The sequence below is a fragment of the Natrononativus amylolyticus genome (assembly GCF_024362525.1).
GTDB classification, from domain to species: domain Archaea; phylum Halobacteriota; class Halobacteria; order Halobacteriales; family Natrialbaceae; genus Natrononativus; species Natrononativus amylolyticus.
On sequence record NZ_CP101458.1, the window covers coordinates 2531649 to 2545155 of the forward strand.

At 68.5% G+C, this 13507-nt stretch carries 12 protein-coding genes; 9 read left to right on the plus strand and 3 right to left on the minus strand.

What is annotated here, in order from left to right; translation table 11 throughout:
- Positions 1 to 52: 52 nt before the first annotated feature.
- The gene (locus NMQ11_RS13230) at positions 53 to 1135 is read right to left on the minus strand and encodes a M42 family metallopeptidase (RefSeq protein ID WP_255168922.1); all 1083 of its coding nucleotides are present in this window, start codon (positions 1133 to 1135) and stop codon (positions 53 to 55) included.
- A gap of 84 nt (positions 1136 to 1219) precedes the next feature.
- On the opposite strand from NMQ11_RS13230, the gene NMQ11_RS13235 reads away from it, so the two are divergent.
- The 7 genes from NMQ11_RS13235 (at position 1220) to dacB (ending at position 9363) form a co-directional block, all read left to right on the plus strand.
- Positions 1220 to 1729, plus strand: coding sequence for a DUF7974 family protein (locus tag NMQ11_RS13235; RefSeq protein WP_255168923.1), 510 nt, complete (start codon positions 1220 to 1222; stop codon positions 1727 to 1729).
- Positions 1730 to 1794: 65 nt separating this feature from the next.
- A complete protein-coding gene (locus NMQ11_RS13240) occupies positions 1795 to 3495 on the plus strand; it encodes an ABC transporter substrate-binding protein (protein ID WP_255168924.1) in 1701 nt (566 codons plus the stop codon).
- 71 nt (positions 3496 to 3566) lie between these two features.
- On the plus strand, positions 3567 to 4517 hold the full coding sequence (locus tag NMQ11_RS13245; protein ID WP_255168925.1) for an ABC transporter permease: 951 nt from the start codon (positions 3567 to 3569) through the stop codon (positions 4515 to 4517).
- Positions 4518 to 4592: 75 nt separating this feature from the next.
- Positions 4593 to 5651 (plus strand): ABC transporter permease, encoded by a 1059-nt coding sequence (locus NMQ11_RS13250; protein WP_255168926.1) that lies wholly within the window; start codon positions 4593 to 4595, stop codon positions 5649 to 5651.
- On the plus strand, positions 5648 to 6673 hold the full coding sequence (locus tag NMQ11_RS13255; RefSeq protein ID WP_255168927.1) for an ABC transporter ATP-binding protein: 1026 nt from the start codon (positions 5648 to 5650) through the stop codon (positions 6671 to 6673). Before NMQ11_RS13250 ends, NMQ11_RS13255 begins: the two co-directional genes overlap by 4 nt.
- A gap of 52 nt (positions 6674 to 6725) precedes the next feature.
- Positions 6726 to 8021, plus strand: coding sequence for an ABC transporter ATP-binding protein (locus NMQ11_RS13260; protein ID WP_255168928.1), 1296 nt, complete (start codon positions 6726 to 6728; stop codon positions 8019 to 8021).
- The gene (gene dacB, locus NMQ11_RS13265; protein ID WP_255168929.1) at positions 8011 to 9363 is read left to right on the plus strand and encodes a D-alanyl-D-alanine carboxypeptidase/D-alanyl-D-alanine endopeptidase; all 1353 of its coding nucleotides are present in this window, start codon (positions 8011 to 8013) and stop codon (positions 9361 to 9363) included. Before NMQ11_RS13260 ends, dacB begins: the two co-directional genes overlap by 11 nt.
- Positions 9364 to 9428: 65 nt before the next feature.
- On the opposite strand, the gene NMQ11_RS13270 is transcribed toward dacB, so the two are convergent.
- Both NMQ11_RS13270 and NMQ11_RS13275 read right to left on the minus strand, forming a co-directional pair.
- On the minus strand, positions 9429 to 10130 hold the full coding sequence (locus tag NMQ11_RS13270) for a helix-turn-helix domain-containing protein (RefSeq protein ID WP_255168930.1): 702 nt from the start codon (positions 10128 to 10130) through the stop codon (positions 9429 to 9431).
- A 64-nt stretch (positions 10131 to 10194) separates the two neighbouring features.
- On the minus strand, positions 10195 to 11094 hold the full coding sequence (locus NMQ11_RS13275) for a serine hydrolase (RefSeq protein WP_255168931.1): 900 nt from the start codon (positions 11092 to 11094) through the stop codon (positions 10195 to 10197).
- 86 nt (positions 11095 to 11180) lie between these two features.
- Between NMQ11_RS13275 and lysA the strand changes: the two genes are divergently transcribed.
- Together lysA and NMQ11_RS13285 are read left to right on the plus strand one after the other, a co-directional pair.
- On the plus strand, positions 11181 to 12491 hold the full coding sequence (gene lysA / locus NMQ11_RS13280) for a diaminopimelate decarboxylase (protein ID WP_255168932.1): 1311 nt from the start codon (positions 11181 to 11183) through the stop codon (positions 12489 to 12491).
- Positions 12488 to 13501 (plus strand): C40 family peptidase, encoded by a 1014-nt coding sequence (locus tag NMQ11_RS13285; RefSeq protein WP_255168933.1) that lies wholly within the window; start codon positions 12488 to 12490, stop codon positions 13499 to 13501. The genes lysA and NMQ11_RS13285 overlap by 4 nt, the downstream gene beginning before the upstream one ends.
- Positions 13502 to 13507 lie beyond the last annotated feature (6 nt).

The window sequence follows — 13507 nt, forward strand, 5'->3', positions numbered from 1 at the left end:
CGAGGGCGACGAAATAGCTCTTCTGTCCGTCTGGGAGGGACTGACAGACCTGCTACCGCTCGCGACGTCCCCGCACGTCGGTTCGGTCGGGGAACGGCGACTCGAGGGCCGCCGCGAGGACGTCGACGGTCGCCTCGGCGTCGGCCATTTCGATGGTCTCGACGGGCGAGTGGGTGTACCGGCAGGGAACCGCGATCGCCCCGGCGTGGCGCGCGCCGCCCGCCCGTTGAAACTCCGTCGCGTCGGTGGTGCCGCCGATCATCACGTCGTGCTGGAGGGCCACACCCGCGGTGTCGCCCGCCCGTTGGAGCCACTCGAGGCTCTGGCGGTCGACCAACACGCCGCCGAAGAGGTACTCCGAGGTGCCGTCGGCGAACTCGACGACCGGGCCGCCGCCGAGGGAGACGGAACTCGAGCGCTCGCCGTCGACGGGGTAGTCGTCGGTGGGGAAGATCTCGAGGGCGACCGCGATGTCGGGGTCGACGTCGTGGACGGCCGCCCGCGCCCCGCGCAGGCCGACTTCCTCCTGGACGGTGGCGGCGTAGTGGACGGTTCTGTCGGTGTCAGTCTCGCGGGCGACGGCGAGGAGGATCGCCAGCGCGATCCGGTCGTCGAGCGCCCGGCCGGCGAGGCGGCCGCCGACGAGGTCGACGAGGCCGCGGTCCCACGTGGCGTGATCTCCCGCCTCGACGTTGGCCGCAGCCACCTCCTCGGGGCCGCTGGCTCCGATGTCGATGTGGGTCGTCTCCGGCAGATCGCCCTTCTCGTCGTCGGACATGAAGTGACGCGGCTTCGCGGCGATAACGCCCGGCACCTCGTCCGGTCCCACGAGTACGCGCTGGCCGAGCAGGTAACCCCGGTAGTGGCCGCCGAGCATGGAGTACGAGAGGAGGCCGTCGTCGGTGATCCCGTCGACGAGCAAGGCGAGTTCGTCGGTGTGGGCGGCGAGCATGACTTCTTCAGCCTCCGGGTCGTTGCCGTGGCTCGTCGCGATCACGTTGCCCAGTGCGTCCCAGCGGATCTCGTCGACGTGAGGGTCGATCAGTTCCTCGAAGACCGCTGCGACGGCGTGTTCGTCCCCCGGCGGGCCGCGGGCGGCGACGAGTCGGTCGAGTTCCGCGCGCTCGAGTGTCATGCGTCGGCGGTAGGTCGACGGAAAGGTAGCTCTTCCGACCGCTGACGAAAGGCCCAAACCGGGGTCGTTCCTCTTCCCTACCGAATGAGTCGAGACGACAGACCCCGTCCGGCGCCGGGCGAAGCCGTAGAGCGCGACTCCCGCGAGGGCCGCCGCGTCGGGTTCGTCGGCCCGCGGCTGCCGACCAGCCTCTCCTGTCGGCTGCTCTCGTGTTCGCTCGAGGCGCCCGCGAGGGTCGTCGCGGGAACGCCGGCGGCGTTTCACTTCCACGTGAAAAACCGGGCGCCGATGAGCCTCACGCTCGCGTGTTCCTCGAGTCGTTCGTGGGGGTGGACGGTCGACGGCGTTCCCGAGGCGGGGGCGGGGCGGTTCGATCCCCCGGCGACTGCGGCAACCGTCGCGCTCGGTCCGCGAGAGCGCCGGACGTTCACCGGCCGGTGGGACGGACAGTTCCTCGAGACGGACGAGCGCGGAGAGCGGTGGACCGCGGAGCCGGGGATTTACACGCTCACGGCGTACGTTGCGGTCGAAAACTGGCGGTACCGAGGCGTGTTCGCGAGTACGGATCTCGCGGTCGAATCCGGTCGGGGCTAGTATGCTAGGAGGCGGGTATTTCCCCTACCTGTGGGAGTACAACCCATACCAGAGGTGTGTTCTGTATGAACAAAAACCACGATCGATCGGATCTGAACCGGCGACGGTTTGTCAAGTCGATGGCGGCCGTTGGGGGAGTAGGACTGTTCGCGGGTTGTACCGGCGACGACGAACCACCCGTCGGCGGCGACGACGATGGCGGGAACGGCGCGAACGGCGGCGGTGAGGGCGGGACAGCGATCATCGCTCAGGGGGGCGAGATCGAAACGCTCGACCCGCGGATGAACTCGCTGGCGTGGTACAGCACCGCGGCGCACTACATGTTCGACTCGCTGCTCATGATGGAGCCGGACGGCGAGGGAACCGTCCCTCACCTCCTCGAGGATCACCTGGAGGAAGAAGACGAGGTGACCTACGTCGGACAGCTCGAGGAGGGCGTCATGTTCCACAACGGCGAGGAGATGACCGCCGAGGACGTGGCGTACACGTACAACTGGGTGCTCGACCCCGACAACGCCTCGCCTCGAGCGTCGTTCATCGACTTCATCGACGAGGTCGAGGCGACCGGCGACTACGAGATCACGCTTCACCTCGAGTACCCGTTCGCGCTGCTCGAGAACATTCTGGCGGGAATGTACGCGCCCGTCGTCCCGATGGACGCCGCCGAGGAGATGGGACAGGAGGAGTTCGAGCAGGCGCCGATCGGCACGGGGCCGTTCCAGTACGCCGATCACGGATCGGCGTCGCACCTCACGATGGAGCGCTTCGACGACTACTTCCTCGGCACGCCGCGTCTCGACGGCGTCGAGTACGAAATCATCCCCGAAGAGGAGGTCGCGTTCGTCGAACTCGCGACCGGCGGCGTTCACCAGACCTCGGTTCCGGAAGTCCTCATCGACGAGGCGGAGGAGAACGAGGAGGTCAATCACAAGATCTTCTCGGCGTTCAACTACCGGGGGTTCATCCTCAACTGCCTCGAGGAGCCGTTCGACGACGTAGAGGTTCGAGAGGCGCTGCACTACCTCGTCGACTACGACGAACTGATGCTCGGCGCCGTCGACCAGCTCGGCTCCAGAAGCTGGGGATACATGCCACAGGGAGTCGTCGACGTCTGGGACTTCCCCTACGAAGAGTGGGAAGCGGAGTACTATCCCGATCAGGACCGCGACCAGGCGGCGGATATGCTCGAGGGCGCGGGCGTCGACCTCGACTCCCTCGACGTCGACATCCTGGCGCTGTCCGGCGAGAACTGGATGGGGATGTCGGTCGTCCTCCAGAACGAGTTCGAACAGATCGGCGTCGACGCCTCCATCCGCGAGGTCGGCACCGGCGAGTGGCTCGACGCGCTCGACGAAGGGACGTTCGACATCTGTACGTACGGGTTCGGCGTCGGTGACGACCCGGACGGCATGTTCTACAACTTCTTCCGCGACCTCGAGAACGACGACGGCGGCATGGACGAGGGAACTCTCGGCAACTCCTCGGCGGGCTACGTCCACGAGGCCTACCGGGGCACCGACACCGAAGACGAACTCCAGCGCCTCGACCAGCACATTCGAGACGGCCGTTCGACGCTCGACCAGGACGAGCGCTACGAACACTACGTCGAAGCGGCAGATATCGTCCACAGCAACTACGTCGGCATTCCGGTGTACGCGGGCGAGAACGTGACCGGCTGGCGGACCGAGCTTCAGGACTACGAACCGACGGAGTTCGGCGATCAGGAGCTGTTCAACCACTGGCAGGAAGCGTGGCTCGACGAGTAAGCCCTCGACCGAGCGTAGCCTGTCGCTGAGATACCGCACCCCCCTTTCGAAACCTCCAACTGTACGCAACTATGGGAATGCTTCGTTACACGCTCCGACGGCTCGTCCAGATGATTCCGGTGCTGTTCGGCGTCGTGACCCTCACCTTCGTCATGATGCACGCCCTGCCGGGCGACCCGGTCCGGATCTACCTCGGGCTCGAGCCGAGTCAGGAGATGGCAGACGACCTCATCGAACACTACGGATTCGACCGACCGTGGTACGAACAGTACTTCGACTACCTTCTGCGGCTCGTCCAGGGCGACCTCGGCTACTCGTTTACGTACCGACAGTCGGTTAGCAACCTGATGCTCGAGCGGATGGGGCCGACGGCGGTCATCATGACCCTGTCGTACCTCATCGCGCTGCCGACCGCGATCGGGCTGGGCGTCTACGGCGCCGCCCGACACAACCGCGCCGGTGACCACGTCTCGCGCATCCTCGGTCTCGCCGGCATCTCGACGCCGAACTTCTGGCTGGCGCTGATGCTGATCTACCTGGTCGCCTACGAACTCCAGGTGCTCCCGGCGTCCGGCTACGTTTCGCCGCTCGAGGACCCGATCGAGTCGGCGAAGCTGCTCGTCATGCCGGTCGTCACGCTCGCGACGGCACAGACGGCGCTGCTGATGCGAATGACCCGCTCGAGTATGATCGAGGAACTCCGCGCCGAGTACGTCGAGACGGCCCGTGCCTACGGAATCCCCGAGCGACGGGTGCTCTACAGGCACTCGTTCCGGAACGCGCTGTTGCCGCTGATCACCATCATCGGTCTGCAGATCTCGTTCCTGCTCAGCGGGAGCGTCATCGTCGAGGAGATCTTCGCCATCCCGGGAATGGGGCGGCTGTTCTTCGACTCGCTCGTCCAGCACGACTACTCCGTCGCGATCGGCGTCACGCTGTTCTTCTCGACGCTGTTCCTGATCGGCGTGTTGCTGACCGACCTCGCGTACGCGTACATCGACCCACGGATCAAGTATGATTGAGATGACTCCAGACAGAGCGCTCGACTCGGACGTCTCGCGGCGAGACGATGGGACGACTGCGGCCGGAGGTGACAGATGAGTTCCGAACAGAGTCGCGTCGCCGACACGGACTTCGACTCCGGGAGCGGTCTCCTGGCGACGCTGAAGAAGCTCAGGTACAGCCCGACCTCGCTCGTCGGCGTCTTCCTGATCGGGATGCTCGTCGTCATGGCCGTGTTCAGCGCCATCGACAACTTCCTGCTCAACAGGGCGGTTATCACGTGGTTACACGCCGATCCGCACGCGATGGATCAGAGTATGCGCTACTCCGAGCCGTCGCGCGAGCACCCGATGGGGACCGACCGCTACGGGCGTGACATCCTCGTCCGGATCGTATACGGGAGCCGAACCGCGCTCACCATCGGCATTCTGGCCGTCGGTATCAGCTTCGTCGGCGGGATCATCACCGGTGCCGTCTCCGCCTACTTCGGCGGCTACATCGACGACACGCTGATGCGCCTGGTCGAGATCCTGTACGCCATCCCGGGGCTCGTCCTCGCGATGATCTTCATGGCCATCTTCGGTCCGAGCATCGAGAACCTGTTTATCGCGTACGGCATCGTCGGCATCCCGGCGTACGCCCGCGTGATGCGTTCGGAGGCGCTGTCGATCCGCGACCGACAGTACGTCGAGGCGGCCAAACTCGCCGGCCTCCCCCGGCGGACGATCCTCTTTCGCGAGATCGTCCCGAACGGGCTCGCGCCGGTCGTCGTGCAGGCGACGCTCTCGATGGGCGGCGTCATCATCGGCGCGGCGGCGCTCTCGTTCCTCGGGTTCGGGGTGCAGGAGCCGACGCCCGACTGGGGGCGCATGCTCTCTGACGGCCGGACTGCACTGCTCGTCGCCTGGTGGGTCGCGTTCTTCCCCGGCCTGATGATCTTCATCACCGTGATGGGATTCAACATGCTCGGCGACGGCCTGCGCGACATCATGGACCCGAAGATGACCGTCGAACCAACTCCCTACGACGACTGGAACTTAGAGGAATGGACCGCAGACCAGCAGACCGAGACGGGCGACCCGGACCTGCCGGCCGACTCGCCGGCGGCCCGTGCCGACGGCGCCGGCCCCCAGACCGGGGGTGATCGCTCGTGAGCCTCCTCGAGGTCTCCGACCTCCGGACGTACTTCTTCACGCCCGACGGGATCGTCCAGGCCGTCGACGGCGTCAGCTTCGAGGTCGACGCCGGCGAGTCCCTGGGGGTCGTCGGCGAGAGCGGCGCCGGCAAGAGCGTCGCCGTCAAGAGCATCATGGGACTCATCCGCGAGCCCGGCCGGGTCGTCGACGGCAGCATTCGCTTCGACGGCCGTGAGCTCACGGATCTCTCCGAGACCGAACTCAGACGGGAGATTCGCGGCAACGAGATTTCGATCGTCTTCCAGGACGCGATGTCCGCGCTCAACCCCGTCTTTACCGTCGGCAGCCAGCTCGAGGAGGTCATCGTCGAGAACACCGGCCGCACCAAGTCGGAAGCCCGCGAGCGGGCGATCGAACTGCTCGACGACGTCGGCATCCCCGACGCCGACCAGCGCATCGACGAGTACCCTCACCAGTACTCCGGCGGGATGCAACAGCGAGCGATGATCGCGATGGCGCTCGCCTGCGACCCGCGGCTCATCATCGCCGACGAGCCGACGACCGCGCTGGACGTGACGATTCAGGCGGGGATCCTCGAGCTGTTCGACGAGATCCAGGAGAAACACGACACGAGCATCGTCTACGTCACCCACGACCTGGGAGTCGTCCGCGAGGTCTGCGACCGGGTCGCGGTGATGTACCTCGGGAAGGTCGTCGAGTCGGCGCCCTACGACGAGCTGTACCGGAACCCGAAACACCCCTACACGCAGTCGCTGCTCAACTCCGTGGTGACCCCCGACGAGACCTTAGACGAGATCAACCCGATCGGCGGCACGATGCCTTCCGCCGTGTCGCCGCCGTCGGGCTGTCGGTTCCGGACCCGGTGTCCGGTCGCCTACGAGGAGTGCTCGACGGTGGCTCCCCCGCGGTACGACGTCGGGTCGGACGACGTCCACCACGACGCGGCGTGTCTGCTGTACGAGGAGGGAAACCCCCGCGAGGAGCCGCGGCTGCACGAGACGGAGGTACCGACGGAATGACCGCGACCGCAGACCGCCCGACCGGGGCGACGACCACAACGGAGGCGTTCGCATGAGTACGAATCCACAGGCCGAATCACGCGCCGTCCGCGAGGACGGCGCGGAGCCGCTGCTCGAGGTATCGGGACTGAAAAAGCACTTTCCGGTGAACGCGGGGCTGTTCGCCTCGGTTCGCCTCGACCGCGAGTCGGGTGGGCTCCCGTTCCGGTATGACGACACCAGCGTCAAAGCCGTCGACGGCGTGGACTTCACGCTGCGTCCCGGCGAGACCCTCGGCGTCGTCGGCGAGTCCGGCTGCGGGAAGTCGACGCTGGCTCGCACCATCCTCGGACTGGAGGAGCCGACGGCCGGCGAGGTCCGATTCGACGGTCGACTCACGGCCGACATTCCCGAATCGGAGTTCCGCAAGCGGAGCCAGATGGTGTTTCAGGACCCTCACTCGAGTCTGAACGGCCGGCGCAAGGTCGGGCCGATCATCGAGGACCCGCTCGAGGGGGCCGGCTGGGAGAAGGAGAAACGGCGCGAGCGCGCCCTCGAGTTGCTCGAGCAGGTGGGGCTCAAGCGGGAGTACTACAACCGCTACCCCCACGAGTTCTCGGGCGGCCAGCGCCAGCGGATCAACCTCGCGCGGGCGCTGTCGATCAACCCCGATCTCGTGGTGGCGGACGAACCAGTGAGCGGCCTCGACGTCAGCGTCCAGGCCCAGATCCTCAACCTGATGGACGACCTTCAGGAGGAGTACGGGCTGACCTACCTGCTGATCAGCCACGACCTGAGCGTCGTGCGCTACATCGCCGACCGCGTGGCGGTGATGTACCTCGGCGACTTCGTCGAGGTGGCGCCGACCGAACAGCTGTTCGCCGAACAGCACCACCCCTACGCGCGGGCGTTGCTGGGGGCGGTGCCGAACCCCGACCCCGACAAGCCCGGCGTTCGATCGCAGATTTCGGGTGCCGTCCCGAGCGCGTCGAACCCGCCGCGGGGCTGTAAGTTCCACACCCGCTGTCCCGAGTTCATCCTCCCCGACGGGTTCGGCCGGGCGGCCTACGACGAGTACGAGGCGCTGCTCGAGGACGTCCGCGGGCGCGAACTCGCGGCGAGCGAGTCGCCGAAGGCGGTGTTCGAGGCGTACATCGACAGCGGCGGGGTGCCACGGGAGGCGGAGAACACCGTCAAAGCCGCCGCGAGCGAGGCCCTCGACGGGGAGTGGGAGCGGGCGGCCCGCACCCTCGAGGAGTACGAGTCGCCGTGTCAGGCGACCACGCCGCCGCTCGAGCCCACGGACCGGCCCGAACACGAGGCCGCCTGTCACCTGCCCGCCGAGGAGGTGAGAGACGATGCAGTCTGAGGCCGAGAGCCGGGAGGGACCGGTCGAACGGGCCTTTCCGGACCTCGAGTCGACGAGCGCGAGCGTGTTCGCCCGCGACCTCCGGACCGGCGAGGTGCTCGCGGCCTCGAGCCCGGAGGTCCCCCTGCTCCCGGCGTCGAACGCCAAACTCGTCACCGCCGCTCGAGGGTTCACCGAACTCGGCACCGACTACCGCTTCGAGACGCGGGTGTACGCCGTCGGCGAGCGCCGCGAGGAGCATCTCGTCGGCGACCTCGTCGTGGTCGGCCGGGGGGCGCCCGACCTCTCGCAGGCCGACCTGATGACCCTCGCCGCCGAGGTCGCCGACAGCGGGATCGAGACCGTCGCCGGCGAACTCGTCGTCGACGCCTCCGCGTTCGACCGACAGGCGCTCGGGCCGGGCTGGACCTGGGACGACGGCCAGTTCGCCTACGGCGCCAAGAGCACGCCCCTCGCCCTAGAGCGCAACACCGTCGACATCACGATCACCAGTCAGGACGGCGCCGTCCAGGTCGACGCCTCGCCGACCTCGGAGATCGTCCGGTTCGACGTCGACGTGACGGTCGACGAGGCGAGCGCGGAACCCGACCTCTCGGTGTACAAAAAGCGCGCCTCGGAGGTGATCCGCGTCGAAGGGACGGTCCCTCCGGAGACGACCGTCGTGGAGGCGAGTCCCGTCGACGACCCGATGTTTCACGCGGCGAGCGTCTTCCGGGACGCCCTCGAGAGCAAGGGCGTCTCGATCGACGGCTGGATGCGTATCGACCACGAGCCGATCGAACCGGAACACGCCCCCGTCGCGACCGCCGAATCCGCGCCGCTCTACGAACTCGTCCGCGGGATGCTCACCGACTCCGACAACTTCGCCGCCGAACAGCTCGCGCGAACGGTCGCCTTCGAACTCGAGGGGTCGGGCGGCTGGGCGGAGTGGGAGTCACACGTCGTCGAATTCCTCGCGGACCGCGGCACCGAGGCCGTCCGGCTTCGGGACGGCTCCGGGCTCTCGCGGTACAACTTGCTGTCGGCGTCGAGCCTCGTCGCCGTCCTCGAGTGGTGTCTCGAGCAGCCCTGGCACGAGCAGTTCGTCGACTCCCTCCCCCGCGGCGGCCACGAGGGAACGGTCGAGAACCGCCTCGAGGACGTGCCGGCGACCGTTCGAGCGAAGACCGGGACGCTCACGGGTGCGCGGGCGCTGTCGGGCTACCTCCTCGCGGACGGTGAGCCCGTCGTCGTCTTCTCCTGTCTCCGCTCGAACCTGACCGGAGAGGCCGAAACCGCCGCGACCGACCGGATCGACGAGTTCGTCGGATCGCTCGCCGTCGAGGCCGGATTCGAGGCGTAGCCGTCGCTCCGACGTCTCGAAGCGATTCGCGGCCGACCTGGGTCGAGGGACGAAGGCGCGGCCGACTACAGCGCGTTCGTCCGTCGCCGTTCGCGGTCCCGGAGCTCCCGGAGCACCCGGTCGAGGATCGCCGCCTCCCCCTTTCGAAGGTGCTCGAGCGCCGTCGGCGCCGAGACGTCGTTTTTCTCGGCCAGTTCCTTCGCGGAGACGTCCCGCGGCCAGCCGTAGTACCCTTCCTCGAGCGCCGACAGCAGGTAAGACAGCTGGCGCGCGGAGATGTCGCGCTGGAGTTCGTCGACGAGGTCGTGGGCGTCGATCTCCTCGGGTTTGTAGTCGATGACCCGCCGGACGTCGACGTCGGCGACCTCCTCCAGGGCCGCGACCGACTGGCCGATCTCAGACCCGTCGGCGAGCAGCGTCCAGTGCTCGCGGTCGTCGACGACCCGGACCTCGCCGATCGGCGTCAGCGAGGAGGAGACCAGCGTGGTGTAGATGGAGTCGTTCGCGTCGGACCGGGTGTGGATCCGCACGGAGTCGCCGCGGGACTCGAGGACGTCCGTCGAGCGGACGGAGCCGTACGTCGTCACCGCCGCTTCGACCTCCGCGAGGTCGGCGTCGCCGCTCGAGGTGAGCACGACCGTCGCGAGGATGTCGGTGCCGTCCGAGCAGATGTCGGTGACGACGAGTTCGGCGCCCGGAAACCGCCTCGTCAGTGCCAGCATCCAGCAGTCTTCGTGCCAGAGACGAAGCCCGATCCGTTTTTTCATAGCACGTCAGTATGCAAGTCCATCTCACACAAAGGGTAAAAACGTATCGCACTGTGAACAACCCTTACCGCGCGAGAAGCCGGTACACCGCCTCGCCGACGCCGGCCACCGCGTCGGTCCCGTACCCCCAGTGTGCGAGGCGGTCGGTGCAGACGGCGTAGACGAGCGTTCGATCGCCGACGGTGAGCAGTCCCGCGTCGGCCGCGACGGACTCGATCGACCCCGTCTTGTGGGCGATCTCGACGTCGTCGGTTTCGGTCGGCAGGTACCGAGCGGCCATCGAGGCGTCCGTCTGTTCGGCGAGCGGGACGAGCAGGCGCTCGGAGGCCGCCGGGGACAGCCGCTCGCCGCGGTGGATCCCCCCGAGGAGTCGCGCGCAGTCGAGCGGCGTGACCGTGTTCAGGTACGGCCCCTCGGGAACCGACGCCCCCGCGAGCGGCTCCGTCCGCATCATCTTCCGCCGGAGCGCCGTCCCTTCCAGCCCCAGCCGATCCGCACACGCGGCGATCCGCTCGAGGCCGAGGTGGTCGATCAGTTCGTTCGTCGCCGTGTTGTCGCTGATGGCGATCATCGCGTACGCACACTCCTCGAGGGTGGGGCGGGGCGACTCGAGCAGGTGGAACAGGCCGGCGCCGCCGACGCGGTTCTCCGGCGAGATCGGCCCGCGCTCGGAGAGTTCCTCGAGGCGGCCGTCGTAGCGCTCGTAGAGCGCGTAGAGGAGCAGGAGCTTCACGACGCTCGCGCTGCCGAACCGCTCGCTGTGCGCCCGCGCGACGATCGGGTCCCCTTCGGGGGCGTCCGCGTCGCCGACGTACACCCCCAGTCGCCCCTCGAGCCCGTCGGCGACGGCGTCGACGTACGTCCCGAGTTCGGCCGCCGACCGCAGCGACGGTGGCGGACGGGCCACCGTCCGACCGCGCTCGATTCCGCCGTCGTCGCGCCCGAAAGCGTCGCTTCCGTCCATACGGTGCGTCCGGTCGCGGACCACCAGAACCGTGACCCTCGCATGCTAGGGCCTCCCTTTTCACGTGACGTGGGCATGGCGAACGTATGCACCTCGAGGCACGGCGAGCGCGGCTTCTCGAACGGGAGTCGGCGCTCCGGTCGCCGTTCGAAACGCCAGTCTACGTCTTCTGGGAGGACGACATCAGGGAGAACTACCGGCGCCTGCGTGGCGCCCTCGACGACCACTACCCGGACTCCGCGATCCACTTCGCGGTGAAGGCGAACTACAATCCCGGCATCCTCTCGGTGCTCCGCGACGAGGGCTGTCGCGCCGAAGTGTACGCCGGCGGCGAGCTCACCGCGGCCCTCGAGGCCGGCTTCGATCCGTCGGAGCTGCTCGTGACCGGGATGAACCGCCGGCCGGCCGACGTCGAGCGCGCTCTCGAGTGCGGCGTCGAGCGGTTCCTCGTCGACAACGCGACCGAACTCGAGCGGCTGATCGAGATCGCGACCGACCTCGAGCGCCGCCCGCAGGTGCTGATTCGCGGCAACCCCTCCATGGAGGTGCCGACTCACCCCGAGGTGGCGACGGCGACCCACGAGACCAAGTTCGGGCTGGACATCGACTCGGGCCGGGCGATGACCGTCGCCGAGCGGGCCGTCGACTCCGCCGCCGTCGACCTGACGGGTGTCCAACTTCACATCGGCAGCCAGATCAAAAGCGCTGAGCCCTACGGCGTCGCCGCGCGGGCGATGTGCGGGTTCGCCGCCGAGATCCGCGACGAACTCGGCGTCGAGATCGACGTCCTCGACCTCGGGGGCGGCTTTCCCGTCTCCTACGACGAGGACGTTCCCGCCGCCGAAACGATCGTCGAGCGGATCGCCGACACCGTCGCCGAGGCGACGGCCGAGGCAGGACTCCCGGCGCCGACGCTCTACCTCGAGCCGGGCCGGCGGCTCGTCGGCAACGCCGGCACCCTGCTCGCGACCGTCGGCGTCGTCAAGGAGACCCCCTACCGGACGTTCGCCGTCCTCGACGCGGGGACGAACGCCGTCTCCTCGTACTGGCCGTACCCGATCTACGCCCTCGCCGAGGGCGAGCCGACCGAACGCTACCACGTCGCCGGTCCGCTCTGTTACTCCGGGGACGTGATCGCCGAAGACGTCCCCCTGCCGCCGCTCGAGCGGGACGACGTGATCGCCGTCGACCGGATCGGCGCCTACTCGCTGGGCAGCGCCTCGAACACGAACGCCCAGCCGAAGCCGCCGGTCCTGCTCGCCCGCTCGAACGGCGACGTCGACGTGATCCGCGAACCCGAGCGCTACGAGGACGTCATCTCTCACGCGGCGGTCCCCGCCGACCTCGCCGACGCGGCGCCGGTTCCGTCCGCGACGGACGCGGAGGGTGGACGATGACGACGCCGGCCGATCTCGCCCTCGAGCGCGCCGCGGCGGTCGCCGCCCCCGACCGCCGGGTCGAGCCGTTCGACCTCGAGGCGCGGGTCGAATCCGACGGCGTCGTCCTCGAGGGAGTCCTCGGAACCGAGTGCGTCCGGCGAGCGGTCCGCCGGGAACTCGACCGGACCCCCGGCGTCGGAGTCGTGCGAGACGAGACGGTCGTCCTGGAGGGAGACGGCGAGGCGCTGACGGTGAGCCGCGACGCCGTTCCCGTCCGCGGCGCGCCGGAGACCGACGCCGAGCAGGTGACCCAGGCGCTGTACGGCGCCGCCCTCACCGGCTACGACCGGGAGGCGGGGTGGCGGCGGGTCCGGGTCTCGGACGGCTACGTCGGCTGGGTCGAGCGCGAGCACCTCGAGCGGCCGGCGGACGAAAACGGCGGCTCGTGGACCGCCGATGCGGTGATCACCGCCACACCGGCGACGCCGCTCGAGGGCGGGCACGGAACGCCCGCCCGCCTCCAGGCCGGAACCGGCTGTCGGTTCGAGGGCGAATCCGACGGGGTCGCGACCGTCGCGTTTCGGACCGGCGCGAGCGCCCGCCTTCCCACCGACGCGGTGCGCTCGCTCTCGGAGGCGACGCCGGCAGCGCCCGTCGGAACCGGCGAGGACGTCGTCGCTGTCGCCAGGGGCTTCCTCGAGACGCCCTACGAGTGGGGCGGGATGCGCGCCGACGGCATCGACTGCTCGGGGCTCGCCTGGGTGTCCTACGCCACCCTCGGCGTCGTCCTCCCGCGAGACGCCGACCAGCAGGAGACGGTCGGCGCCGACGTCGACCGGGACGACCTCGCTCCCGGCGACCTCCTCTTTTTCCCCGGCCACGTCGCCATCAGCCTCGGCGGGAGCGAGTACGTCCACGCCTACGGCGACGCCGACGGGGTGACGATCAACAGCCTCGACCCCGACGACGACCGCTACGTCGAGTCCCTTGACGACTCCCTGCGGACGACGAAGCGGCTGCTCGAGTAGGCGCCC

Bases quoted from the DNA above. Each gene is read 5' to 3' on its own strand.
- NMQ11_RS13230 (WP_255168922.1), bottom strand. From the start codon at position 1,135: ATGACACTCGAGCGCGCGGAACTCGACCGACTCGTCGCCGCCCGCGGC.
- NMQ11_RS13235 (WP_255168923.1), top strand. From the start codon at position 1,220: ATGAGTCGAGACGACAGACCCCGTCCGGCGCCGGGCGAAGCCGTAGAG.
- NMQ11_RS13240 (WP_255168924.1), top strand. From the start codon at position 1,795: ATGAACAAAAACCACGATCGATCGGATCTGAACCGGCGACGGTTTGTC.
- NMQ11_RS13245 (WP_255168925.1), top strand. From the start codon at position 3,567: ATGGGAATGCTTCGTTACACGCTCCGACGGCTCGTCCAGATGATTCCG.
- NMQ11_RS13250 (WP_255168926.1), top strand. From the start codon at position 4,593: ATGAGTTCCGAACAGAGTCGCGTCGCCGACACGGACTTCGACTCCGGG.
- NMQ11_RS13260 (WP_255168928.1), top strand. From the start codon at position 6,726: ATGAGTACGAATCCACAGGCCGAATCACGCGCCGTCCGCGAGGACGGC.
- dacB (WP_255168929.1), top strand. From the start codon at position 8,011: ATGCAGTCTGAGGCCGAGAGCCGGGAGGGACCGGTCGAACGGGCCTTT.
- NMQ11_RS13270 (WP_255168930.1), bottom strand. From the start codon at position 10,130: ATGAAAAAACGGATCGGGCTTCGTCTCTGGCACGAAGACTGCTGGATG.
- NMQ11_RS13275 (WP_255168931.1), bottom strand. From the start codon at position 11,094: ATGGACGGAAGCGACGCTTTCGGGCGCGACGACGGCGGAATCGAGCGC.
- lysA (WP_255168932.1), top strand. From the start codon at position 11,181: ATGCACCTCGAGGCACGGCGAGCGCGGCTTCTCGAACGGGAGTCGGCG.
- NMQ11_RS13285 (WP_255168933.1), top strand. From the start codon at position 12,488: ATGACGACGCCGGCCGATCTCGCCCTCGAGCGCGCCGCGGCGGTCGCC.